Source organism: Erythrobacter sp. CCH5-A1, assembly GCF_001557115.1.
Taxonomy (GTDB): Bacteria; Pseudomonadota; Alphaproteobacteria; order Sphingomonadales; family Sphingomonadaceae; genus Erythrobacter.
In genome coordinates, this window is sequence record NZ_LSKQ01000015.1 from 1 (window position 1) to 21,550 (window position 21,550).

Genomic DNA, 21,550 nt, shown 5'->3' on the forward strand with positions numbered 1-21,550 from the left:
CCGGGGCCTCGGGAGCGGGGCGGCGGGCGGGGACGAGGATGTCGGCCACAGGGTCAGTCCTTTTCGGGGAGCGAGAGGCTGACCTGCGCGGCGATCATCGCATCGGCGATCTTGGTCGGCACCAGCGGGTAGGAGCCATCGCGCAGCGCGCTCTTGATCGCCTGGACGCGCTCGGCATCGACCGGCGGGGCGGCCGGATCGATCGGTGCGCTGACTTCAAGGCTGACGCCGGACGGCGCGGCGGAGGTGGCAGGTGCCGAGGCGGTCCGCGCTTCGATCTGCGCGCGCTCGCCGGCGGCGACGGCGCGGGGAGCGCTGACGGCTGGCAGTTTGCTCGGTTCGACGGAAGGCATGGGCTCTATCCTTGGTGCGGGGTTGCTATGGGCGAGAACGGCAGAGGGCAGGGAGGTTTAAGGGGGTGCTCGCAAGAGCTTATCCGGCGGGGACGACCGCAAGGCCCGGCCGCTCGATCCGCGCGCGCAGGCCTTGCGCCTTGCGGCTGGTGCGCACCTCGATCCAGTCCCCCACCATCCCCGCTTCCATCGCCTCGCCCGGCTGCTGCACGCTGAAACCGCGTCCGCGCACGAGGATGGTGATCGCATCGCCGCGCTTGACCGCAGGGGCGGCCGGGCGCGCGGCGGTGGCGGGGCCTTGCGCCGGGGTGATGGCAACGAACACGCGCCACGCCGTCGGCCCCGGGCATTCGACCGCGACCGCGCTCTTGGCCGGAGTGTGCCAGCTCACCGCCAGCGGCCCGCCACAAGGGGCAAGCTGGAGACGCGGATCGCTCGCCATGCGCGCGCCGCCCGGGGTGCCGATCGCCGCCCCGGTGAAAGCGGCCACCGCCCGGTCGATCGCGGCCGGCGCGGTGCTGGCCGCAAGGGTCTGGGCAGCGCCGGCACCGGCGCCGAGCAGCAGCAGCACCGGCAGGGCCAGCACGGCCCGCCGCCCGATGGGTGCGTTCTTGAATGTCCTCGGTGGCATCATGATCCTCGTGCTCGTCGCAAGCGTTCTACGGCGCCCAGACAGCAAGGGCCATGCCAAGCGCCCCCTAGGTAATCTCCCCAAGAGCCGCCGGGCGGGCACTTAAGCATAAGCCGCTAAGCCCGGAGCAAAGCCCAACAACGAACGTCGCGACCCGCCCGCCATGCCACTCCCTTCCGGTTTCTCCCGTGCCGCCCGTGCCCGCGCCAAGGCTGGCGGCCTCGCGCAGCATGCCGCCCCCCGCGCGGCAGAGGCGCGGCGCGCGCTGCTGGCGCGCATCACCGAATTCTTCATCCGCCACGATCTCGAAGTGACCGCCGCCAACATGGCGACCGTGTGCGGCGCGCTGTCAGGCTCGCAGCCTGAACTCGCCGCCGCGCTGGTGCGGCGCGAGGCGAGCGGGGAGCCGATCGACCAGCGCTGGCTCGACACGCTGACCCGGCTCGATCCCGACGGGCACACCCATATCGCCGCGCTCGAAATGCTCTCCGAAAAGCTCGAATACACGCTCGAGCGCTTTGCCGAGACCGCCCGTGATGCGCAGAGCGAGACGCATGACCATCGCGGCGCCATTGGCGCGCAGGTCGAGGCGCTCGGCGCGCCCGCCGAACTCACCCAGGTGATCGACCTCTCGCGCGCGATGCTGGCGCGGATCGAGGAGGTCGAGGCGGCGATGGCCCGCAGCGAGCTCGAGATCGACCGGCTGCGCGACAATCTCGCCCAGGCGCGCACCGAGGCGGATGTCGATCACTTGACCCGCCTGCCCAACCGCCGCGCCTTCGAACGGCAGCTGGCGAACGCCGCGATTGCGGCCCGCGCGGCCGGAACGCCGCTCACCATCGCCTTTTGCGACGTCGACCATTTCAAGCAGGTCAACGACCGCCACGGCCATGCTGCGGGCGACCGCGTGCTGTGCGCGCTGGCGGCGAGCTTTGCCGACATGGCGGGCGAGGCCTGCTTCACCGCGCGCCACGGCGGCGAGGAATTCGTGCTGCTGTTCGCCGGGGTCGGCAAGGAGGCGGCCAAGGCGCGGCTCGATGCGATCCGCCGCGCACTGGGGGCGCGGGTGCTGATGAACCGCGATACCGGCCTGCCGTTCGGCAAGATCACCTTCTCGGGCGGGGTCGCCGAAGTCACCGACGACGCCGACACCCGCAGCGCGCTCGCCCGCGCCGATGCGGCGCTCTACCGCGCCAAGCAGCAGGGCCGCAACCGGATCGAGCTGGGCTAGCTTCCAGCCCTATTTCACCGCGAGGTCGGTGACCTCGGCATCATAGGCGAGGCTGGCGTAGATTTCCGTTTCGGCGCCGGCGGCGATGATCGTGCGCACCCGCGCCCCTGCCGCGCGCGCCTCGGCGGCGAGCGCCTCGGCGCGGGCGAAGGCAGCCGCCTCGCCGCCGGGCGGGTGGATGGCAAAAATCGTCAGCGTCGTGCGCGGGTCGCCGGGCTGGGACTTGAGCCACGCGCCGAGGCTCGGGCCGCCCGCCACGGGGCGGAACAGGGCCTGCGCGGCGGCGATCTCGGCCCTCGCCCTGGGCCGGGCGTCCTCCTCGCGCGCGGCCTTCTCCTGCACCGCGCGCGCGGCGAGCTGGCGGCCGGTCTCGGCCTCTGCGGCGGGCAGGGCGGAGAGGGTCAGCAGGAACAGGATCAGCGCGAGGTCGGCGAGGATCATCTGCCAGCCATGACCTGCCCGCGATCCCCCCGCACCGTGGTGCGCGGCAGTGCGGTTCATGCGACACCCCGCAGGTGCGCGCGGCGCGCACGGGCGGCGGCGTCCGCACCCCCAGCCTGCGCGATGAACCAGTCGGCCAGCGCCTCGCGCGCGGCTTCCTCGGCAAGGCCCCGGCGCTCGATCGCGCTCGCCAGCGGAAAGCACACGAGGTGCGCGATGAGCGCGCCGTAAAGCGAGGTCAGCACGGCGGTCGAGACCGCGCCCATGATCGTCACCGTGGTGGTGGCGGCCGGATCGGGGGTGAGCTGGGTGAAGCCGTAGAGGGTGCCGATCAGGCCCCATACCGGCGCGAGCTCGCCTGCACAGGTGAACACATGCGCTGCGGCATAGCGGCGCGCCTCCTCGATCGCGCGATCGGCGCGGCGCAGGCCCGCCAGCGTATCGAGCGCGCCGTGGCGCAGATAGGACGCGACCAGCGTGGCGAGCGCCGGGTCGGGCGGCAGCGGCGGATCGGCCCGGCGCGGGCCGTCGCGCTGGATCGCGCTCGCTGCCTGCGCCAGCGCCTTGCGGTTGGCTTCGGGCCGGAAGCCTCCGCGTACCAGCAGCGCGGCCGACGCAAGGGCTTCGCGGAAATCGAGCCAGCCGCAGCGCGCCAGCGTCGCGACCAGCGTGCCCGTGATCACGATGCCCAGCGCGGCAGGATCGAAGAGCGACGACATCGTGGGCAGCATTGCGGGATCCCTCCGGTTGGCAACAGGCGGGAGAACGGCAGGGCGCGCCCCCGATTAAGCGCGGCGCGGCTGCGGCAGGGGTTTGCCCTGAGGCTGCGCAGGATGCGGCAAAAGCCTGCCGCCAGCGCTCCGGCGCGTAGCCGCATCGCCTCCCGCACCCGGTTTGGCACGCTTCCTGCTGAACCGCCGGCGAACCCGCGGGCATGTCCCGTCCCCACCCAAGGAGGCTCCCACCGTGAGCGAGCGACTTTTCGGTATCCACGGCGCCGCGCTGACCCTGCGGTCGCAGCGCATGGGCGTGATCGCGTCGAACATCGCCAATGCCGCGACCCCCGGCTACAAGGCGCGCGACATCGATTTCAACGCCGCGCTCGATGCCCGACTCGCCAAGGCGCGCGGCGCGGCGGTGATCGGCAGCGAGGCGCAGCTGCTCTATCGCCAGCCGACCATGCCCTCGATGGACGGCAACACGGTCGAGCTGAACCGCGAACAGGTCGCCTTCGCCGAGAACGCCGTGGCCTATTCGGCGACACTCAGCTTCGTGCAGGGGAAGGTCAACACCATCACCCGCGCGCTGAAGGGCGAGTGAGGCCGATGCCCGATCGCTCCCCCATGACCCTGTTCAGCCTCACCACCCGCGCGATGAGCGCACAGATGGTGCGGATGAACGCGGCGACCTCGAACCTCGCCAATGCCGGTTCGGTCTCTTCCACCGAGGACGGCGCCTATCGCCCGATCCGCGCGGTGTTCGCGGTGGAACTCGACAAGGCCTCGGGCCTCGCCGGGGTCACCACCAGCGGCCTCGTGCGCGCCGAGACCGCGCCGACCAAGCGCCACGACCCCTCGCACCCGCTCGCCGATGCCAATGGCGACGTGTTCGAAGCCCCCGTCGATGAGACCGCCGAGATGGTCGAGATCATGGACGCCTCGCGCCAGTACCAGAACCTCGTGCAGGCATTGCAGACCGCCAAGCAGCTGATGCTCGAAACCCTGAGGAGCCAGTGATGACCACCACCACCAACACCACCAGCCTGACCCCCGCCGCGCAGGCGACGCTCGACCGATTGAACAAGCCCTCGACCTTGAAGGGCGGCGGCTTGGGCTCGCTCGACGGCGGCGATTTCATCCGGCTGCTGACCACCCAGCTGACCTATCAGGACCCGCTCGAGCCGACCGACAACCAGGACATGCTCGCCCAGATGGCGCAGTTCTCCGCGCTCGCCGCCACTACCGAGAGCGGTGCGACGCTCGAGGACATCGCCGCCAAGCTCGACCGCCTGATCGCCGCCCAAGAGGCCGCCGCGCGGCCCGCTGCGACCCCCGCCTCCTGACCCCTTCCCCCTAACCAGAGGATCAAAGCCCCATGTCGTTCTTCACCTCGCTGTCCGGCCTCAAGAATGCCGAGACCGACCTCAAGGTCATCGCCCACAACATCGCCAACGCCGAAACCGTGGGCTTCAAGAAAAGCTCGGTGCAGTTTGCCGATCTCGTCGCGACCGGTTCGGCCACCGATCCGCGCCGCAGCCCGGGCATCGGCGCGACCATCGCCGGGATCACGCAGGACTTCGTGCTCGGCCCGCTCGAACAGACCGGCCGCGCGCTCGACCTCGCGATCGACGGCGACGGGTTCTTCGCGCTCGCCAACCCCTTCTCGGGCGATGTCAGCTACACCCGCAACGGCAATTTCCGCCTGACCGCGGCGGGCGAACTCGAAGACACCTGGGGCAACCGGCTGCAGGCCTATCCGGTCGATGCCGCGGGCAACCCGACCTCGACGACCCCCGCCGATGTCGCGGTGCCGATCACCAACGCGGCCGGGGTGACGCTCGCCAACGTCACGATCAACAACCGCGGGATCATCATCGCCGCGTTCGCCGATGGCAGCAGCGAACCGGTCGGGCAGGTCGCGCTCGCCACCTTCGCCGCGCCCAACGGGCTGCGTCAGGCGGGGCAGACCAAGTGGCAGGCGACTGGCGAGAGCGGCGCGGCGGTGTTCGGCAACCCGGGCATCGGCACCTATGGCGAGATGATCAGCGGCGCGCTCGAACGTTCGAACGTGGAACTGGCCGAAGAGATGATCTCGCTGCTCACCGCGCAGCGCAATTTCCAGGCCAATGCCCGCGCGATCGATACCGCCACGCAGATCTCCCAGACCGTGCTGAACCTGCGGACCTAAAAATGGACCGGCTGATCTACACCGCCATGACCGCGATGAACGCGGCGATGGACCGGCAGCGGGTGGTGGCGAACAACCTCGCCAACGCCTCGACTCCGGGCTTTCGCCAGGAGATCTTCGCGGTCACCCCGGCCGTGCTGCGCGACGGCTCGTTGGAAGCCCGCGCGCCCGCACGCGGCAATGTTCGCGGCGCGGACATGCGCACGGGCCGCGTGGTGCCGACCGGCAATGCGCTCGACGTCGCGCTTGAGGGGCAGGCTCTGATCGCGTTCCAGTCCCCCGACCGTCAGGGCGAGGTCTATTCGCGGCGCGGCGATCTGCGCGTGGGCGCGACCGGCGTGCTCGAGAATGGCGAGGGGCTTGCCGTGCTGGGCGAGACCGGCACGCCGATCACCGTGCCGCCGGGATTCACCCTGAACATCGCGGCCGACGGCACGGTGCTGGCGGGCGATCCGGCTGCGGGCAACGCACCGCCCGAAGCGATCGGGCGCATCCGGCTGGTCAATCCCGAAGGCAGCCCGCTTGCCAAGGGGATCGACGGCTTTCTGAAGGTGCCCGCCGCCAACGGGGGCACCGGGGTCCTCCCCCCCGACCTCACCGCGCGCCTCACCCCGGCCGCGCTCGAAATGTCCAATGTCGAGACCGCCGACACGCTGGTGCAGATGATCGAGGCGCAGCGCGCCTTCGAACAGCGCGCCAAGATCATCGCCACCGCCGGCGAGCTCGACCAGAGCGGCAGCGCGCTCCTGAGCCTGCGCTGATCAATACAACGGAGACCTGACCCATGCCCACTTCCGCCCTTCACGTCGCGCGCACCGGCCTCGAGGCCCAGGATGCGCGGATGCGCGTCATCGCCAACAACCTCGCCAATATCGGCACCACCGGCTTCAAGCGCGACCGGGTCGACTTCGCGACGCTCGCCTATCAGGAGCAGCGCAGCGCCGGCCAGCCCTCGACCGGGCAGACCGCCTTTGCGGTCGGGCTCAACCTGGGCACGGGGGTGCAGATCCAGGGGACGACCCGGATCCAGACGCAGGGGAACATGAACCCCACCGGCAACAGCCTCGACATCGCCTTGGACGGCGACGGGTTCTTCCAGGTCGAGCTGCCGGGCGGCGGCCAGCCGGGCTATACCCGCGCGGGCAACTTCACCCTGTCGAACGACGGCACGCTGATCACCTCGCAGGGCTATGCCTTGCAGCCGCCGATCCAGATCCCGGCGGGCGCGCAGTCGGTGACCATCGCGCCTGACGGGACGGTAAGCGCGATCACGCCCGGCAATGCCGAGGCAACGCTGATCGGCCAGCTTTCGGTCGCGAGCTTCCTCAACCCGGCGGGCCTGCGCAATATCGGCGACAACTTCCTCGTCGAGACCGCCGCGAGCGGCCCGGCCGAAGTCGGCTTTGCCGGCGAGAACGGGCGGGGGCAGATCCGGCAGGGGATGCTCGAGGCGTCCAACGTCAACGTCGTCGAGGAGCTGGTCGAGATGATCGAGACCCAGCGCGCCTATGAGATCAATTCCAAGATGGTGAGCGCGGTCGACGAGATGCTGCGCAACGCCAACCAGACGCTGTGAGGCCGGTGATGGAGGGTCGATTCATAATCCTGGCCGCGCCGCTGCTGCTTGCCGCCTGCGGCGGGCTGGGGGGCAAGGGGCCGCAAGCCGGCTTCACTGCGCCCCCGCCGCCGGGGGCGCCGCTGACCGCTGCGCCGCAAGACGGCGGAATGCCCGTGCCGCAGCCGGCGAGCGCCGGGGCGATCTTCCAGAGTTCGAACGGCTATTCGGGCCTGGTCACCGGCACCCGCGCCCGCCAGCTCGGCGACATGGTGACGATCATCCTCACCGAAGCCACCGCCACCTCCAAGAGCACCACCGGCAAGACCAGCCGCGAAGGCAGCCTCGGCATCACCCCGCCGACCAAGGGCCCGCTCGATTTCCTCGACCCCGAAGCCCTTAAAGCTGCGGCCGAAGGGTCGTTCACCGGATCGGGCAATGCCGGACAGCAGAGCCGCCTCAACGGCGCCGTCGCTGTCACCATCGCCGCGATCTACCCCAACGGGACCGCCGAAGTGGTCGGAGAAAAGCAGATGATGTTCAGCCAGGGCGACGAGTGGGTGCAATTCGCCGGCCGCATCCGGCTGGTCGATATCGACGGCGACAACCGCCTCGCCTCCTCGCAGGTCGCCAATGCCCGGATCATCTATTCGGGCAAGGGCGCCGTCCAGCAGGCGAGCCGCCCGGGCTGGCTCAGCCGCTTCTTCAACATGATCTCGCCGTTCTGAGGGAGCTTGCCGCCATGAACCGCATCCGCATCCTCGCGCCGATCCTCTATCTCCTGATCGCGCTTGTCGCCGGGCAGATCCCGCTGCCCGCCAAGGCCGAGCGCATCCGCGATCTCGGCCAGTTCGAGGGGCTGCGCGCGAACCAGCTGACGGGCTACGGCATCGTCGTCGGCCTCGCGGGCACGGGGGACAACAACCTCGCCTATACCACCGAGGCGATGCGCGGGGTCTCGGGCCGGCTCGGCCTGCCGCTCCCGCCGGGGGTGAGCCCGACGCTGCGCAACGCGGCTGCGGTGATCGTCACCGCCGAGCTGCCCGCCTTCGCCAAGCCGGGGCAGCGGATCGACATCACCGTCTCGACCCTCGGGCAGGCGTCGTCCTTGCGCGGGGGCGCGCTGGTGCTGACCCCGCTCTATGGCGCGGACGGGCAGATCTATGCGATGGCGCAGGGCAATGTCGCGGTCGGCGGGCTGGGGGTTTCGGGGCGGGACGGCTCGCAGGTCAGCGTCAATGTCGCGACCGTTGGCCGGATCGCCGACGGGGCGACTGTGGAGCGTGCGGTCGCCACCGGCTTCGACACCGCGCCCGCCTTGAAGTTCAACCTCCACAAGGCCGATTTCCTCACCGCCGCGCGCGTGCGCGATGCGATCAATGCGCGCTATCCGGGCATCGCCACCATCGCCGACGGCGTCTCGATCGCGCTCGCGCTGCCGCAGGGTAATGACGCGCGCTCGGGGCTGATGGCCGAGATCGAGATGCTCCCCGTCACGCCCGCGCCGGTCGCGGCGAAAGTGATCGTCAACAGCCGGACGGGAACCGTGGTGATCAACGATGCGGTGCGCCTCGCGCCTGCCGCGGTGAGCCACGGCAAGCTGGTGATCCGGATCGACGAGAACCCCACCGTGGTCCAGCCCGCGCCCTTCAGCCAGGGCCAGACCGCGGTCGAACAAGCCTCCGATATCAGCATCGAGGAGCAATCGAGCCGGGTCGCCTATGTCCCGGGCGCGGCTTCGCTCAACGAGATCGTCGACGCGCTGAATCTGCTGGGCGTGGGCGCGGCGGACCTCGTGGTGATCCTCGAAAGCCTGAAGCAGGCCGGCAGCCTGCAAGCCGAAATGGTGGTGCTGTGATGATCGGGCCCGTCAACCCCGCCCGCGCTGCTGCCGCCACGCTGACGCCCGAACAGGTCGAGCTGCGCAAGGCCGCCGAAGGCTTCGAGGCGATCATGGTGCGCAAGATGCTCGAAACCGCGCGCGCCGCCAGCTTCTCGGAGGAAACCCCGCTCACCGGCGGCGGGCTCAAGCAGTTCGAGGCGATGCGCGACGAGCACTTCGCCGACATCGCCGCAAAAGCGGGCGCCTTCGGGTTTGCCCGCAGTATCGAGGCGAGCCTCGCGCAATACCTCCCTGCCAAAGGTGACAGCTGATGCCGACCGCGATTTTCACCATTGCCCGCTCGGGGCTCACCGCGACCCGCCGCAGCCTCGAGCTGACGGCGCAGAACGTCGCGAATGCCGAGAACGCCGACTATTCGCGCCGCACCCTGACGCAGGGCGAGCTGGTGATGACCGGCAATATCGGCAACAACGCGCAGGATTCGCTGGGCGGGGTCAAGCCGGGGATCATCGAGCGCGCAGAAAGCGCGCTGGTGCAGCGCCAGGCGCGCGATTCGTCCTCGGCGCAGGCTGCGGCCGATGCGGAATTCCTCGCGATGAAGGAGGCCGAAAGCGCGCTCGAAACCTCGGGCGTCTATACCGGCCTCGTCGATTTCGAGGCGGCGCTCACCCGGCTCCAGAACAACCCGACCGAGCCTGCGCTGCGCCTCTCCGCGCTGGAAGCCGGGCGCAAGATGGCGGGCAATTTCCGAATCGCCAACGGCACCCTCGCCAATGCCCGCAATCTGGTGCAGGCCGAGACCAGCGCCAAGACGCTGACCGTCAACGAGGTCGCGGGCGAGCTGGCCAAGATCAACGCCGACCTCGTCGGATCGCGCGAGGGCACAGCGGGGCGCGCGGCGCTGCTCGATGCGCGCGACAAGGCGCTGCGGAATCTCGCCAAGGAGTTCGGCATTTCGCCGACCATCAACGCCAACGGCACCGCCGATGTGGTGCTGAACGGCACCCCGCCGCTCGCGCTGGTGACGGGCGGCGCGGCACAGACGCTGTCGACCACCTTCGCGGCGGACGGCACCGTGAGCTTTACTCTCGGCGGCACGCCCTTCGTTCCGGCAGGCGGAGCAATGACCGGCAGGGCGAACGCACTGGCCGAAATGGCCGACCTTCAGGCGAGCCTCGATGGCCTCGCGGTCTCGGCGATCACTCTGTCGAACACCGCGCAGGGCAATGGTGTCGGGCTCGATGGCAATCCCGGCCCGGCCTTCTTCGCGGGCACGGGCGCAGGCAGCATCACCATGGTGCTCGCCAGCGCCGATGGGCTTGCGACCGCCCCTGCCGGCGCGCCTGCCGGAAGCCGCGACACGACCAACCTCGCTGCGCTGATCACTGCGCTGGGCGACACAAGCGGGCCGATCACCGGCACGGATTCGCTGCTGCTCGGCCTTTCCAGCCGCGTCTCCGCGCTCGAGACCCGCAAGGACGGCCTCGCCGTCGTCGCCGCCAGCGCCGAGGCAGAGCTGCTGCGCGAGACCGGCGTCGATCTCGACACCGAGGCGGCCAATCTCGTCCGGCTGCAACAGGCTTTCGAGGCCAACAGCCGCGTGATCCAGGTCGCTGCCGAGCTGTTCGATACGGTTCTGGGCCTCAGGTAAGGAGCACGCGCCATGGGTTCGATCACCAATTCCGCCGGTTCCTATTTCAACCGCTCGCTCGCCCAGATGGCGGAGCTGCGCGCCGGGATCGAGCGCACCCGCACGCAGATCGCGACGGGGCGCAAGATCGAGCGCGGTTCGCAGGACCCGGCCGTGGCCGCGCAGCTGCGCAGCGTCTCGCGGCGCGAGGCGCTGGCCGAGGTCGAGGGCGACAACGCCGCGCGGCTCGGGCAGGATCTGGGCGCGGCGGCGAACGAGGTGCAGGCGGTGACCGAATTGCTCCAGCGCGCGCGCGAACTCGCCGTGCAGGCGGCCAGCACCACCACCGGCGCCGATGGCCGCCGCGCGATCGCCTTTGAGCTCGAGCAGCTCCAGCAGGAATTGTTCAGCCGCTCCAACGCCGTCTCGCTGACCGGCGAGCCGCTGTTCGCGGGCCAATCGACCGGCACCGCCTTCACCCGCGATGCGGCGGGCAATGTCACCTATGCCGGCACCCCCGAAAGCGGCGCGGTGCCGGTCGCGCCGGGCACCGCGATCGAGCGCGGGCTGCCGGGGAGCGAGGTGTTCGAATTCGATCTCGGCGGCACGCCCTCGAGCGCCTTTGCAGTGCTCGGCGCGCTCACCACGGCCTTGCAGGGCGGGGCGGGCGATCCGGTCGCGGCGGCCAATGCCTCGCTTGCGGGGATCGACGCCGCGCTCGATACCACTAACCGCGCGACCACCATTCTCGGCACCCGCATGGCGTGGGTCGAGCAGGTCGAGGAGCAGCAGGCCAATCGCAAGATCGCGCTCGCCGAGCGCCGCAGCCGCGTGGGCGATACCGATGTCGCCGATGCCATCGCGCGGCTCCAGCAATCGCTGACCGCACTCGAGGCGAGCCAGTCCGCCTTCGCCCGCGTCAGCTCGCTGACGCTGTTCGACGCGCTGCGCTAAACCAGGGAGTCCAGGGTCGTGTTTGCTGCCATCGGCATTGTCGTTCTGCTGGCCATGGTGTTCGGCGGGTTCATCCTCGCCGGGGGCGCCATGGGCCCGGTGCTCGCCGCGCTCCCCCTCGAATTCATGATGATCGGCGGCGCCGCGACCGGCGCGACGCTGATCGGCAACTCGATGCACGAGATCAAGCTCCTGGGCGCCGGCTTCGGGCGGGTGTTCAAGGGCCCCAAATACAACGACCAGGACCATATCGACGCGATCGCGCTGACCTCAAAGCTGATGAAGCTGCTGCGCTCGGAAGGCGCGGTGGCGCTTGAAAGCCATGTCACCGAGCCTGGTTCCTCCACCCTGTTCTCCGAATATCCGCGCCTTCAGGCCGATCCGGTGGTCACCGCGATGATCTGCGATCCCCTGACGCTGATGGTGGTCTCCTCGGGCACGCTCGATACCCACGCGGTCGAGGACATCATCGACAGTTCGATCAAGACCCAGATGCACGAGATGGACGAGCCGCAGCACATGATCCAGTCGCTCGCCGACGCGCTGCCGGCGCTCGGGATCGTGGCGGCGGTGCTCGGGATCATCAAGACCATGGGCGCGATCGACCAGCCCCCGGCGGTGCTCGGCAAGATGATCGGTTCGGCGCTGGTGGGGACCTTCCTCGGCGTGCTGCTCGCCTATGGCCTTGCCGGGCCGATCGGCGCGCGGCTCAAGCAGATCAACACCCACGACCAGCAGATCTTCCACTCGATCAAGCAGGTGATCATCGCCAGCCTCCACGGCTATCCGCAGCCGCTGGTGCTCGAGGCCGCGCGCTCGGGCCTGCCCCCGGCGCACCGCCCGAAGCTGACCGATCTGCTCGACATGATGCGGGGCCGCTGAGGTGGCGGACGCAGGCGGAGCCGTTCCGGCACCCATCATCGTCAAGAAGGTGACCATCGTCGAAGGCGGTCACCACGGCGGGGCGTGGAAGGTCGCCTATGCCGACTTCGTGACCGCGATGATGGCCTTCTTCCTGCTGCTGTGGCTGCTGGGCGCCACGGAGGAAAAGCAGCGCAAGGGCATCGCCGACTATTTCACCCCGACGCTGGTCAAGCTGCGCAAGGAAAGCGCCGGCAGCAACGGGCTGTTGGGCGGCGCCTCGCTCACCGATCCCGACAACTACCCCAACCGCCAGGGCCAGACCGGATCGCGCACCATCACGATCCCGCGCGATGCCACCGGCGGACCGACTTCGACGGGCAAGGGTAACGATTCGGAAGCCCGCAAGCTTCAGGAACTTCAGGAAAAGATCACCAAGAAACTCGCCCAGCGCCGCCAGACGAAGCAGCTTGCGCGGCAGGTGAGGGTGATGCGCTCGCCCGAAGGTATCCGCATCGATCTAATGGACGATGCCAACTTCTCGATGTTCGAACTCGGCACCACGATTCTCACCAAGCCCGCGCGCGAGCTGCTCGCGGTGATGAGCGAGACCCTGAAGGACGAGATGGCCCCGCTGATCGTGCGCGGTCACACCGATTCGCTGCCGTGGCGCGGCGGGGTGAAGACCAACAACTGGTCGCTTTCCGCCGGACGCGCCGAGGCGACCCGCCAGGCGCTGGTGCTGGGCGGGGTGACGCAGACCCGCTTCGCCCGGATCGAGGGCGTGGCCGACACCGAACCCCTCGTCGCCGACGATCCGGCCGATCCGAGGAACCGCCGCATCTCGCTGCTGCTGCTCGAACGGCGCGGCGCGGCCGTGGCCGGGCCCGAGCGCCCCTCGCCGCCGCAGGCGAAGGCCAAGGGCGCCAAGTAACGGCGGCGCTCACCCCCCCGCAGCAGGCCTTAGAAGGCCACGCGTGCCGTGAGGCGCGCATTGATCGGCGCGCCGGTCGAGATGTTGTTGTTGTTGTGCGCGTCCGAGAAATAGGTCTCGTCGAGCAGGTTCTCGACGTTGAGCTGGAGCTCGAGCCTGTCGCTGGCCTTGAAGAACACCGCCGCATCGACGCGGGTGAAGGCGGGCAGGCGGGTGGTGGTCGGCGCCGTGCGGATCGCGGCGAACTGGCTCGACTGGTGGATGACGCCAAGGCCGAGCCCAAGCTTGCGGGTCGCCTCGTAGCGGTTCCACAGGGCGAACTGGTGTTCGGGCACTTGCGCAAGGGCCACGGCATCATTGCCGTTCAATCGGGCGTCCTGATAGGTGTAGGCGCCGCTCACCTGCCAGTCGGGCGTGATGCGCCCGGTCAGCGCCAGTTCCACCCCTTCGGTACGCGTCGCGCCGATGTTGATGGTGGCCGTGACGTTATTGGGGTCCGGCGTGGTCGCGTTGGTCCGGTCGAGCCGGAACAGCGCAACCGTGGCGTTGAGATCGGGGCGGATATCCCACTTGGCGCCGACTTCATAATTGGTGAAGCGTTCCGGGGCGAGGTTCTGCTGGGTGGTGCTGAGCGTCAGGAACTGGTCGCCCGAGCGCGGCAGGAACGACTGGCTGTAGCTGGTGTAGAGCGAGATATTGTCCTGCGGCTTGATAATCACCCCGATGCGCGGCGAGACGCGCTCGTCGGTGCGCGCGAAGGGGCGCGGCGTGCCGATCCGGTCGATGCCGTCGATCTCGAAGCGATCATACCGCAGCCCGACCACCAGATCGACATGCCGCCCGAGCCCGATCTGGTCCTGCACATAGGCCGAGAAGACCTTGACCTTCGATGCCGTGTCCCGCTGAAGCGCGCCCGGAGTCGCGGTCGGATAGACGATGTTGGCCAGATCGAGCGTGTTGCTCGACAGGATCAGGTCGCGGCGCTGGTTGGTCGAATCCTGATCGGCATATTCAAGGCCCATCAGGATCTTGTTGGTGACCGCGCCGATATCGACATCCCAGACGAGGTTGGTCTGGGCGATGAAGTTCTGCCGGGTTGTGGGATCGGTGTAGTCCGCCAGCGCCACGGTTCCGGTCTGGCCCGTGGCCGCGCCATTGGCGAAGACGTTGTCGTAGAACTTGTCGTAATCGCCATAGAGCAGCGTCGTCGACCAGTTGAGATTGTCCGCCAGATCGCCGTCGAGCCGCGCCTTGAGGATATGCGCCTCGAGCCCGGTGCGGTTGACCCCCGGCACGCCGAAGAAGGTGTCGCGATAGCCTTCGATCGGGCGGTTGGGCTGCCCCGCAGCCGTGGCGATCGAGGGCACGCCGCGATCGGCGACGCGGTCGTCATGCACATATTCATAGGACAGGCCCGCCTTCCAGCCCCCGCCGAGATCGACGGCGAGGTAGGGGTTAATCGCGTAGCGTTCGCCGCCGAAGAAATCGCGGTGATTGTCGAGATTCTCGTAGACGGCGTTGATGCGGAATGCCGCCTTCTCGCCGAGCGGTGCGTTGATGTCGGCCGCCACGTCCCATGCGCCGAAGGTGTTGACGCTGCCCGTTGCGCTGGCCGCGAGGGCATCGGTCGAAGGCGTCTTCTGCACCCGGTTGATGATCCCGCCGCTCCCGCCGCGGCCGAAGATCAGGGCGAAGGGCCCTTTGAGCACCTCGACCCGCTCGATGTTGTAGAGGCTGCGGAAATACTGGACGTCGTCGCGCACCCCGTCGAGGAAGAAATCGGCGGTGGTGTTCTGGCCGCGCAGGGTGATCTGGTCGCGGTTGCCTTCGCCCTGGCCGACGGTCGTGCCCGGCACATAGCGCAGCACATCGGCGATGCTACGGCTGGCCTGGTCGTCGAGCCGCTCGCGGGTGACCACAGAAATGGTCTGGGGGACGTCGAGCAGCGGCGTGTCGGTCTTGGTCGCGGTCACCGAATCGGTCGCAAGGTAGCCGTCGGCCTTGCCGATGACGATGATTTCGCCACCTTCCGCACTTTCGGCTTCCGCGGCATGGGCCATGCCGGGCACTGCGAGGACGGCGACGGAAGCGAGGAGGATTGTTTTCATGACGGGCCTTTGGCGCGGGTTGGATCGCGGGCGGGCTTACTGTTAATGAGAATGGCTTGCAACTACTGATTGCGAATGATTTGCCGATGCGCGCGGCGCGCGCCCGGGCACGAAAAAAGAAGCCCGGAGCCTTGTGAAGGCTCCGGGCTCATATCGGGCCGCCGCTTCAGGGGAAAAGCGGCGGCACACGGGACCGAGGGGATTAGCGGAGCAGCGACAGCACGTTCTGCTGCGACTGGTTCGCCTGGGCGAGCATCGCGGTCGAGGCCTGGCCGAGGATCTGGGCCTTGGCGAGCGCGGTGGTTTCCTGCGAGTAGTCGGTGTCCATGATCCGCGAACGGGCGTCGGTCAGGTTGGTCGAGACGTTGGTAAGGTTGTTCACCGCCGACTGCAGACGGTTCTGGAACGCACCCAGATCGGCGCGCGCGGTGGTGACCGCACCGATGGCGGTGTCGTAGTCGTCGAGCGAGGCACCGGCGACCGCCGCCGGGGTGGCGCCGAAGGTCACGACACCGGCCAGATCGCCGCCGGCGACATCCAGTTCGGGCAGGGTCAGCGTGACCGCGTCGACCGCTTCAGCGCCCGCCTGAATGTCGATGTCGTTGGTCGCGGTCGAGAACAGGTTGATGCCGTTGAAGGTGGTGTTCTCGATCACCGAGTTGATCTGCGAGGCCAGCGCGTCACGCTCCGAGTCGATGTTCGCGACGTCGGTGGTCGAATAGGTGCCGTTCGAGCGCTGCACGGTCAGCTCGCGCATCCGCTGGAGCATGTTGGTGACTTCGTCGAGCGCGCCTTCCGCAGTCTGCGCGAGGCTGATGCCGTCGTTGGCGTTGCGGATACCTTGGGCCATGCCGCGGATCTGCGAGGTGAAGGAGGCGGAAATCGCGAGGCCGGCGGCGTCATCGGCGGCGCTGTTGATGCGCTTGCCGCTCGACAGGCGCTCCATCGAGGTGCCGAGCATCTTGCCGGCGGCAACGCTGGCGTTGGTGGCGCGCAGGGCCGAGATGTTGGTGTTCACTACGTTCATTGTTCAAACTCCCGAATGGTCAGGCAGGACGAACAGGCCCGTCGCTGCTGGCCCTAAGAGCGGCCGGCTTCGGGGATGTTTAAGCGCAAAAAATTTCCTCGCTAAAACAGAATGATGATCCGGGCTGGCGCGGCCGGGCGATGGTGGGGGATGGCCGCGCCTAGGTGTTGCTCGCAGGCCGCCTAGGGGAAGCTACGGGGGCTTAAATTTGCCCTGTGTCCAGCCTGTATGCGGCAGAGCTTTGCCGAGCCCGGAACATGACCACTCCGGGGCAGACCACAGGGGAACCGATGATTCGACCGGCAATTGCCTCGCACGGCAGCGTGACCGCGCCAGCGGACAGCGAGCGCGCGCTGCACGATGTCCTGATCGGCATGACCGTGCCGCTGATGGGCGGCAGCTGGCAGCGCGACCGGATCGTGCTGGGCGACGCGATGCCCCCCGCGATGGCCGCAGGGATCGCGCGCGGCGGCAAGATCGCCATCGCTCTCACGCATTCCGCAACCCCTGCGCTCACGCTCGCGGGAACGGGCCGCATTGCGCTTGCCTATGACCCGGCCATGCTCGCCGAGGCCCGCGCGGCGCTGATCGCCGCTTCCGCGCAGGGCGGCTGGCCGGTCGCCGGCGATCCGCAGTCACTGGCGCTGCTGACACTCGCCGAGCGCATCGCCGCGAGCGACATTCCGGTGCTCCTCGAAGGGCCGACGGGGACCGGCAAGGAAGTGCTCGCGCGCTTCGTCCACCGTCTTTCCGCGCGCGCGGAAGGCCCGTTTGTCGCGGTCAACTGCGCCGCCATGCCCGAAGCCATGCTCGAGGCGCTGCTGTTCGGCCACAGGAAAGGCGCCTTCACCGGCGCGGCGGAAGCGGGCGAGGGCCTGTTCCGCGCGGCCGATGGCGGCACGCTGCTGCTCGACGAGGTCGGCGAGCTCCCGCTGGCGCTGCAATCGAAGATGCTGCGCGCGCTGCAGGAGGGCGAGGTGCTGCCTTTGGGCGCGACCAGGCCGCTCAAGGTCGATGTCCGGGTGGTCGCCGCGACCAACCGGCACCTGGCTGCCGAGGTCGAGGCCGGGCGCTTCCGCGAGGACCTGCTCTACCGCCTCAATGTCTTTCCCTTGGCGCTCCCCGCGCTGCGCGACCGTCCGGGCGACATCGCCCCGCTCGCCTTCGCGATGCTGCTACGCCACGCGCCCAAGTCGGCAACGGGCGCGCCGGGCCAGCCCGGCTGGCTGTCTCCGCAAGCGCTCGCCGTGCTCGAGGCCCACCCCTGGCCCGGCAATGTCCGCGAGCTCGAGAACGTCATCCGCCGCGCGATCCTGCTCGCGGGCAACGCTGCGGTGATCGGGCCCGAACACATCGTCTTCGACACCGCGGTGCGCCCGATTGCCGCTGGCGGCGTGACCGAGCGCGCGCCCGCGCTGGCCCGCACCGCCGCTCCGCGCTCGCTCTCCGACGTCGCCTTCGCCTCGGAGGCGCGGGCGATCCTCGAAACCCTCGCCAGCAACGGCGGCAACCGCGCCGCGACCGCACGCACGCTGGGCATCTCCGAACGCACCCTGCGCTACCGCCTCGCCTCGATGCGCGGCGCGGGGCTGATCGCTGCGGGAGGTGCGGCATGAGCGCTCTCAGGGTCGGCTTCGGCGTCGAGGACGTGATGGCGTTGCGCAGCCAGGTGCTCGCCCGCAGCGCCGCCTTGCGCGATGTGCGCGCGGCAAGCGAGGCGGGCAGCGCGCTTGCCATGCCCGGCCGGGCACCGGGCGCGGGCTTTGCCGATACGCTCCACAACGCGTTGAAGCAGGTGAGCGCGGTGCAGGAGCATTCGAGCCAGATGCAGGTCGCCTACGAGCGCGGCCAGGTGACCGACATCGCGCAGGTGATGCTCGCCCGGCAGGAAGCGGGGGTCGCCTTCGAGGCCACCTTGCAGGTCCGCAACAAGCTGCTCAACGCCTATCAAGACATCATGCGGATGGGGGGCTGATAGATGGCCGACGCGCTTCCTGTCCCCGCCGATCCGCCGGGTCTGCCCGCTGCGCCCCCCGCCCCGACGGGCTGGCGCGCCATGCTGCCCGCCCCGGTGCAGGGCTTCGTCAGCCAGCCCGCGCTCGCCCGCGCGCTGCCGGCCCTCGGTGCGCTCGGCGCGGTTGCGGCCGCCGCCGGCTTGTGGATGGCGATCTCCTCGGGCGCGGACCGCGTGCTCTACACCAGCCTGACCGATGCCGAGCGTGCCAAGGTGGTCGAAACGCTCGAAGGCGGCGGGATCGCCTATTCGATCGACAACGCCACCGGCGCGATCAAGGTGTCGGAGAACGACGTCTACCGTGCCAAGATGCTGGTCGCGAGCAACGCCGGGATCGCCGCGCCCGAAGGGGCCGAGGCGATGCTCGACGCGATGCCGCTGGGCACTTCGCGCACGCTGGAGGGCGAACGCCTGCGCTTGGCGCGCGAACGCGAGCTGATGCTGACGATCAAGGAGATCGACGGGATCGAGAGCGTGCGCGTCCACTTGGCCACCCCCGAGAAATCGGTCTTCGTGCGCGAGAACAATGCGCCGTCGGCATCGGTGATGGTGCGGCTGGTGAGCGGGCGCAGTCTCAGCCCCGATCAGGTCGGCGCGATCGTCAACCTCGTCGCCGCCAGCGTGCCGGGGATGAGCCCGGATGCGGTGCGCGTGGTCGACCAGAACGGGCGGCTGCTGTCCGATCCGAAGAACCGGACCGGCGAGGGCCTCGATCTCCAGCGCGAGCACGAGATGAAGCTGCGCGAACAGCTCGATGCGCTGCTGCTGCCCCTGCTGGGCGAGGGTAATTTCAGCGCCCAGGTGCAGGTCGAGCTGGAAAAGACCGAAGTCACCACCGCGCGCGAGACCTACGAAAAGGAAGGCGTGGTCCGCACCGAGAGCGAGCGCAACGCGCAGAGCACCGGGGGGACGCCCGCCGGCGGCGTGCCCGGCGTGCCGGCCAACACCCCGCCCCCGCAGGCGCAGCTCGTCAACGGCCCGCCGCAGCCGACCCAGCCCGCGCAGCCCGCCACCAGCACCGAAACCGCAACCGACCGCGCCTATGAACTGGGCCGCGAGGTCGCCGTCACCACCGCGGGCCCGGGGGCATTGAAGAAGCTTTCGGTCGCGGTTGCGGTAAGCGACAAGGCGCTCAAGGCCGCCGCCCCCATGACCCGCCAGCAGTTGCAGGCGCTGGTCAGCGCGGCGGTGGGCGCCAACACCCAGCGCGGCGATACGGTCCAGGTCGTCGCCAGCAAGTTCGAGCCTGCCGATCTCGCGCCCCCCGCCTTCTACGAGGAGCCGTGGTTCGCGATGCTGGTGCGCTATGGCACCGCGCTGATCGCGGTGCTGCTGGTGCTGCTGCTCGCGGTCAAGCCGCTGATCGGCAAGCTGCGCGGCGGCGACACCAAGGGCAAGGGCAAGAGCACGGGCGAGGCCGCCGATTCCGCTGCGGCCCAAGGCGATGCGCTCGCGCTTGGGGCGGACGGCGAGGGCGCCGCGGCGGTAGGGGACAACACCCCGCTCGGCACCACCGAGAGCGGCGTCCCGCTTGACGATCTCCCGCGCCAGGTCGAACTCGCGCGGCGGCTCGCGGCGCAGCAGCCCGAACGCGCGGTCGAGGCGCTCCAGCGGATGCTCGAAGCGCCCGATCCCCGCGAAGACCGGGCGGAGGCGGCCTGATGCCCGAGGAAGATTTCGCCACCGGCCTTCCCCCCGGCCCCCCGCCCGCGCTGCTCAGCCGCGTCGATCGCGCCGCGGTGTTCCTGATGCTGCTCGGCGACGAGGAGGCGACTGGGCTTCTCTCGCGCCTCTCCCCCGCCGAACTCGAAAAGCTGGGCGCAGCGATGATGGCGCTGGGCGAGATCGAACAGCCGCACATGGCCGAAGCCCTCGCCGATTTCGCGGGCGAGGCGGCGCGCGAGCTGCTGCCGATGCGCGGCCGCAATGATCGGGTGCGCACCCTGCTCGACAAGGCCTTGGGCCCCGCGCGCGCGGAAAGCATGATGCAGCGGATCGAGCCCGAGGCCGCCCCGCGCAGCCTCGAACTCGCCAAGTGGCTCGCGCCCGGCGTGCTGGTGCGGCTGATCCTTGACGAACACCCCCAGGTGATCGCCGCACTGCTGCTGCTGATCGAGCCCGAGCCTGCCGCCGAGGTGCTGGCGATGCTGCCGCTCGAACTCCAGACGCTGGTGGTCGAGCGCGTGGCGAAGAGCGGCGCGATCTCCGCGACCGCGATTGCCACCATCGACACGCTGCTGACCCAGCGCATTTCCGCCACCTATGGCACTGCGGCGCTGATGCTGGGCGGGCCGCGCGATGCGGCGAACCTCATCAACCTTGCCGCAGGCGAGCTGCGCAACACCGTGCTGCCCGCGATTGCCGAGCGCGATGCGCCGCTGGCCGAAAAGATCGAGGAGGAGCTGTTCACCTTCGAGATGCTGTTCGCGCTCGATCCGATGTCGATGGGCAGGCTGCTGCGCGATGTCGACAACGAGAAGCTGGTGGATGCCTTGAAGGGCCTCAAGGAGCCCGACCGCGCGCCCTTCTTCGCGGCGATGTCGAGCCGCGCGGCCGACGGCGTGCGCGACGAGATCGACCTGCGCGGGCGCCTCGCCAAGAGCGATGTCCTGGCGGCGCAGAAGGCGATTGTCGAGATCGCCCGCGGGCTCGCCGATGCGGGCGAGATCGTGATCGGGAGCGGCAATGGCGAATTTGTCTGATTGGCTCGGGGCCCTCGCGGCCGAGCCCGATGCCGATGCTCTGGTCGATGAGGCCGGACCCGGCTGGCTGGCACTTATGGGTGGGGGCGAGGTAGCGGGCTTCCGCGAGGCACCGCTGTTCGGCGCCCCCCGGGAACCTGCCCCGCCGCCGCCCGAACCGGAACCCGAGCCCGAGGCGCCCCCGCCCGATCCCCATGCCGAGGCGCTCGCGCGGGCCTATGCCGATGGCCTTGCTGCGGGGCGCGCCGCTGCCGAAGCCGACGGCGCGGCGCTCGAACGCCGCCAGCGGGCCTTGCGGCTGAGCTTCCGCGCGCTGCCTCGCCCAGAAGCCCTGCGCACAGTGCCTCCACTGTGGCCGC

At 69.5% G+C, this 21,550-nt stretch carries 24 protein-coding genes and 1 pseudogene; 19 read left to right on the plus strand and 6 right to left on the minus strand.

Features of this window, described 5'->3' with window-relative positions; translation table 11 throughout:
• Positions 1–53 precede the first annotated feature (53 nt).
• Positions 54–353, minus strand: a complete 300-nt coding sequence (flgM, locus tag AX708_RS00885) for a flagellar biosynthesis anti-sigma factor FlgM (protein ID WP_066533151.1) — start codon at positions 351–353, stop codon at positions 54–56.
• 79 nt (positions 354–432) lie between these two features.
• Positions 433–987 carry a flagella basal body P-ring formation protein FlgA gene (locus tag AX708_RS00890; RefSeq protein ID WP_197426304.1) on the minus strand — a complete coding sequence of 185 codons (555 nt, stop codon included), beginning with the start codon at positions 985–987 and terminating at the stop codon, positions 433–435.
• 160 nt (positions 988–1,147) lie between these two features.
• Between AX708_RS00890 and AX708_RS00895 the strand changes: the two genes are divergently transcribed.
• A complete protein-coding gene (locus AX708_RS00895) occupies positions 1,148–2,215 on the plus strand; it encodes a GGDEF domain-containing protein (protein ID WP_066533150.1) in 1,068 nt (355 codons plus the stop codon).
• Positions 2,216–2,224: 9 nt separating this feature from the next.
• Here the strand turns inward: AX708_RS00895 and AX708_RS00900 are convergent, their stop codons facing one another.
• Both AX708_RS00900 and AX708_RS00905 read right to left on the minus strand, forming a co-directional pair.
• Complete coding sequence (locus AX708_RS00900; protein WP_156443530.1) at positions 2,225–2,716, minus strand: hypothetical protein; 492 nt, start codon at positions 2,714–2,716, stop codon at positions 2,225–2,227.
• Entirely contained in the window at positions 2,713–3,375 is a 663-nt protein-coding gene (locus tag AX708_RS00905; RefSeq protein ID WP_197426303.1) for a MotA/TolQ/ExbB proton channel family protein, read from the minus strand. The genes AX708_RS00900 and AX708_RS00905 overlap by 4 nt, the downstream gene beginning before the upstream one ends.
• Positions 3,376–3,622: 247 nt before the next feature.
• Here AX708_RS00905 and flgB point away from each other — a divergent pair, with 247 nt between their 5' ends.
• From flgB to AX708_RS00970, 13 genes are read left to right on the plus strand one after another with little or no spacing between them, the layout of a single operon-like run.
• Positions 3,623–3,976, plus strand: coding sequence for a flagellar basal body rod protein FlgB (flgB, locus tag AX708_RS00910; protein WP_066533141.1), 354 nt, complete (start codon positions 3,623–3,625; stop codon positions 3,974–3,976).
• 5 nt (positions 3,977–3,981) lie between these two features.
• Positions 3,982–4,392 (plus strand): flagellar basal body rod protein FlgC, encoded by a 411-nt coding sequence (gene flgC / locus AX708_RS00915; RefSeq protein WP_066533139.1) that lies wholly within the window; start codon positions 3,982–3,984, stop codon positions 4,390–4,392.
• Complete coding sequence (locus AX708_RS00920; protein ID WP_066533138.1) at positions 4,392–4,718, plus strand: flagellar hook capping FlgD N-terminal domain-containing protein; 327 nt, start codon at positions 4,392–4,394, stop codon at positions 4,716–4,718. Before flgC ends, AX708_RS00920 begins: the two co-directional genes overlap by 1 nt.
• 32 nt (positions 4,719–4,750) lie before the next feature.
• Positions 4,751–5,563: a flagellar hook-basal body complex protein gene (locus AX708_RS00925; RefSeq protein WP_066533137.1), complete on the plus strand. Its 813-nt coding sequence runs from the start codon at positions 4,751–4,753 to the stop codon at positions 5,561–5,563.
• A gap of 2 nt (positions 5,564–5,565) precedes the next feature.
• Positions 5,566–6,324: a flagellar basal body rod protein FlgF gene (locus AX708_RS00930; RefSeq protein WP_066533136.1), complete on the plus strand. Its 759-nt coding sequence runs from the start codon at positions 5,566–5,568 to the stop codon at positions 6,322–6,324.
• A gap of 23 nt (positions 6,325–6,347) precedes the next feature.
• Positions 6,348–7,139: a flagellar basal-body rod protein FlgG gene (gene flgG, locus AX708_RS00935; RefSeq protein WP_066533134.1), complete on the plus strand. Its 792-nt coding sequence runs from the start codon at positions 6,348–6,350 to the stop codon at positions 7,137–7,139.
• An 8-nt stretch (positions 7,140–7,147) separates the two neighbouring features.
• Positions 7,148–7,846, plus strand: coding sequence for a flagellar basal body L-ring protein FlgH (locus tag AX708_RS00940; protein ID WP_066533132.1), 699 nt, complete (start codon positions 7,148–7,150; stop codon positions 7,844–7,846).
• 14 nt (positions 7,847–7,860) lie between these two features.
• A complete protein-coding gene (locus AX708_RS00945) occupies positions 7,861–8,976 on the plus strand; it encodes a flagellar basal body P-ring protein FlgI (protein ID WP_066533131.1) in 1,116 nt (371 codons plus the stop codon).
• Positions 8,976–9,272 carry a hypothetical protein gene (locus tag AX708_RS00950; protein WP_066533130.1) on the plus strand — a complete coding sequence of 99 codons (297 nt, stop codon included), beginning with the start codon at positions 8,976–8,978 and terminating at the stop codon, positions 9,270–9,272. The genes AX708_RS00945 and AX708_RS00950 overlap by 1 nt, the downstream gene beginning before the upstream one ends.
• Positions 9,272–10,612 carry a flagellar hook-associated protein FlgK gene (gene flgK / locus AX708_RS00955; RefSeq protein WP_066533129.1) on the plus strand — a complete coding sequence of 447 codons (1,341 nt, stop codon included), beginning with the start codon at positions 9,272–9,274 and terminating at the stop codon, positions 10,610–10,612. Before AX708_RS00950 ends, flgK begins: the two co-directional genes overlap by 1 nt.
• Before the next feature lie 12 nt (positions 10,613–10,624).
• Positions 10,625–11,545 (plus strand): hypothetical protein, encoded by a 921-nt coding sequence (locus tag AX708_RS00960; RefSeq protein WP_066533128.1) that lies wholly within the window; start codon positions 10,625–10,627, stop codon positions 11,543–11,545.
• Positions 11,546–11,563: 18 nt separating this feature from the next.
• Positions 11,564–12,427, plus strand: coding sequence for a flagellar motor stator protein MotA (gene motA / locus AX708_RS00965; protein WP_066533125.1), 864 nt, complete (start codon positions 11,564–11,566; stop codon positions 12,425–12,427).
• A gap of 1 nt (position 12,428) precedes the next feature.
• Entirely contained in the window at positions 12,429–13,340 is a 912-nt protein-coding gene (locus AX708_RS00970) for a flagellar motor protein MotB (protein WP_066533124.1), read from the plus strand.
• Positions 13,341–13,369: 29 nt separating this feature from the next.
• Here AX708_RS00970 and AX708_RS00975 read toward each other — a convergent pair whose 3' ends face one another.
• Positions 13,370–15,448, minus strand: a complete 2,079-nt coding sequence (locus tag AX708_RS00975) for a TonB-dependent siderophore receptor (protein ID WP_197426302.1) — start codon at positions 15,446–15,448, stop codon at positions 13,370–13,372.
• A 202-nt stretch (positions 15,449–15,650) separates the two neighbouring features.
• Positions 15,651–16,475, minus strand: a complete 825-nt coding sequence (locus AX708_RS00980; protein WP_066533123.1) for a flagellin — start codon at positions 16,473–16,475, stop codon at positions 15,651–15,653.
• 434 nt (positions 16,476–16,909) lie between these two features.
• Here AX708_RS00980 and AX708_RS00985 point away from each other — a divergent pair, with 434 nt between their 5' ends.
• The 5 genes and pseudogenes from AX708_RS00985 to AX708_RS01005 form a co-directional block, all read left to right on the plus strand.
• Positions 16,910–18,091 carry a sigma-54 interaction domain-containing protein gene (locus AX708_RS00985; RefSeq protein WP_369815576.1) on the plus strand — a complete coding sequence of 394 codons (1,182 nt, stop codon included), beginning with the start codon at positions 16,910–16,912 and terminating at the stop codon, positions 18,089–18,091.
• Positions 18,088–18,450: a flagellar hook-basal body complex protein FliE gene (fliE, locus tag AX708_RS00990; RefSeq protein ID WP_066533120.1), complete on the plus strand. Its 363-nt coding sequence runs from the start codon at positions 18,088–18,090 to the stop codon at positions 18,448–18,450. Before AX708_RS00985 ends, fliE begins: the two co-directional genes overlap by 4 nt.
• Positions 18,451–18,453: 3 nt before the next feature.
• A complete protein-coding gene (fliF, locus tag AX708_RS00995; RefSeq protein ID WP_066533116.1) occupies positions 18,454–20,151 on the plus strand; it encodes a flagellar basal-body MS-ring/collar protein FliF in 1,698 nt (565 codons plus the stop codon).
• Positions 20,151–21,191: a flagellar motor switch protein FliG gene (fliG, locus tag AX708_RS01000; protein WP_082745733.1), complete on the plus strand. Its 1,041-nt coding sequence runs from the start codon at positions 20,151–20,153 to the stop codon at positions 21,189–21,191. The genes fliF and fliG overlap by 1 nt, the downstream gene beginning before the upstream one ends.
• Positions 21,175–21,550, plus strand: a pseudogene (locus tag AX708_RS01005) (hypothetical protein); the annotation flags it as partial. The gene fliG and the pseudogene AX708_RS01005, both read left to right, overlap by 17 nt.

Coding starts and splice junctions, on each gene's coding strand:
- flgM (WP_066533151.1), bottom strand. CDS start 353: ATGCCTTCCGTCGAACCGAGCAAACTGCCAGCCGTCAGCGCTCCCCGC.
- AX708_RS00890 (WP_197426304.1), bottom strand. CDS start 987: ATGATGCCACCGAGGACATTCAAGAACGCACCCATCGGGCGGCGGGCC.
- AX708_RS00895 (WP_066533150.1), top strand. CDS start 1,148: ATGCCACTCCCTTCCGGTTTCTCCCGTGCCGCCCGTGCCCGCGCCAAG.
- AX708_RS00900 (WP_156443530.1), bottom strand. CDS start 2,716: ATGAACCGCACTGCCGCGCACCACGGTGCGGGGGGATCGCGGGCAGGT.
- AX708_RS00905 (WP_197426303.1), bottom strand. CDS start 3,375: ATGTCGTCGCTCTTCGATCCTGCCGCGCTGGGCATCGTGATCACGGGC.
- flgC (WP_066533139.1), top strand. CDS start 3,982: ATGCCCGATCGCTCCCCCATGACCCTGTTCAGCCTCACCACCCGCGCG.
- AX708_RS00920 (WP_066533138.1), top strand. CDS start 4,392: ATGACCACCACCACCAACACCACCAGCCTGACCCCCGCCGCGCAGGCG.
- AX708_RS00925 (WP_066533137.1), top strand. CDS start 4,751: ATGTCGTTCTTCACCTCGCTGTCCGGCCTCAAGAATGCCGAGACCGAC.
- AX708_RS00930 (WP_066533136.1), top strand. CDS start 5,566: ATGGACCGGCTGATCTACACCGCCATGACCGCGATGAACGCGGCGATG.
- flgG (WP_066533134.1), top strand. CDS start 6,348: ATGCCCACTTCCGCCCTTCACGTCGCGCGCACCGGCCTCGAGGCCCAG.
- AX708_RS00940 (WP_066533132.1), top strand. CDS start 7,148: ATGGAGGGTCGATTCATAATCCTGGCCGCGCCGCTGCTGCTTGCCGCC.
- AX708_RS00945 (WP_066533131.1), top strand. CDS start 7,861: ATGAACCGCATCCGCATCCTCGCGCCGATCCTCTATCTCCTGATCGCG.
- AX708_RS00950 (WP_066533130.1), top strand. CDS start 8,976: ATGATCGGGCCCGTCAACCCCGCCCGCGCTGCTGCCGCCACGCTGACG.
- flgK (WP_066533129.1), top strand. CDS start 9,272: ATGCCGACCGCGATTTTCACCATTGCCCGCTCGGGGCTCACCGCGACC.
- AX708_RS00960 (WP_066533128.1), top strand. CDS start 10,625: ATGGGTTCGATCACCAATTCCGCCGGTTCCTATTTCAACCGCTCGCTC.
- AX708_RS00975 (WP_197426302.1), bottom strand. CDS start 15,448: ATGAAAACAATCCTCCTCGCTTCCGTCGCCGTCCTCGCAGTGCCCGGC.
- AX708_RS00980 (WP_066533123.1), bottom strand. CDS start 16,475: ATGAACGTAGTGAACACCAACATCTCGGCCCTGCGCGCCACCAACGCC.
- AX708_RS00985 (WP_369815576.1), top strand. CDS start 16,910: ATGCCCCCCGCGATGGCCGCAGGGATCGCGCGCGGCGGCAAGATCGCC.
- fliE (WP_066533120.1), top strand. CDS start 18,088: ATGAGCGCTCTCAGGGTCGGCTTCGGCGTCGAGGACGTGATGGCGTTG.
- fliF (WP_066533116.1), top strand. CDS start 18,454: ATGGCCGACGCGCTTCCTGTCCCCGCCGATCCGCCGGGTCTGCCCGCT.
- fliG (WP_082745733.1), top strand. CDS start 20,151: ATGCCCGAGGAAGATTTCGCCACCGGCCTTCCCCCCGGCCCCCCGCCC.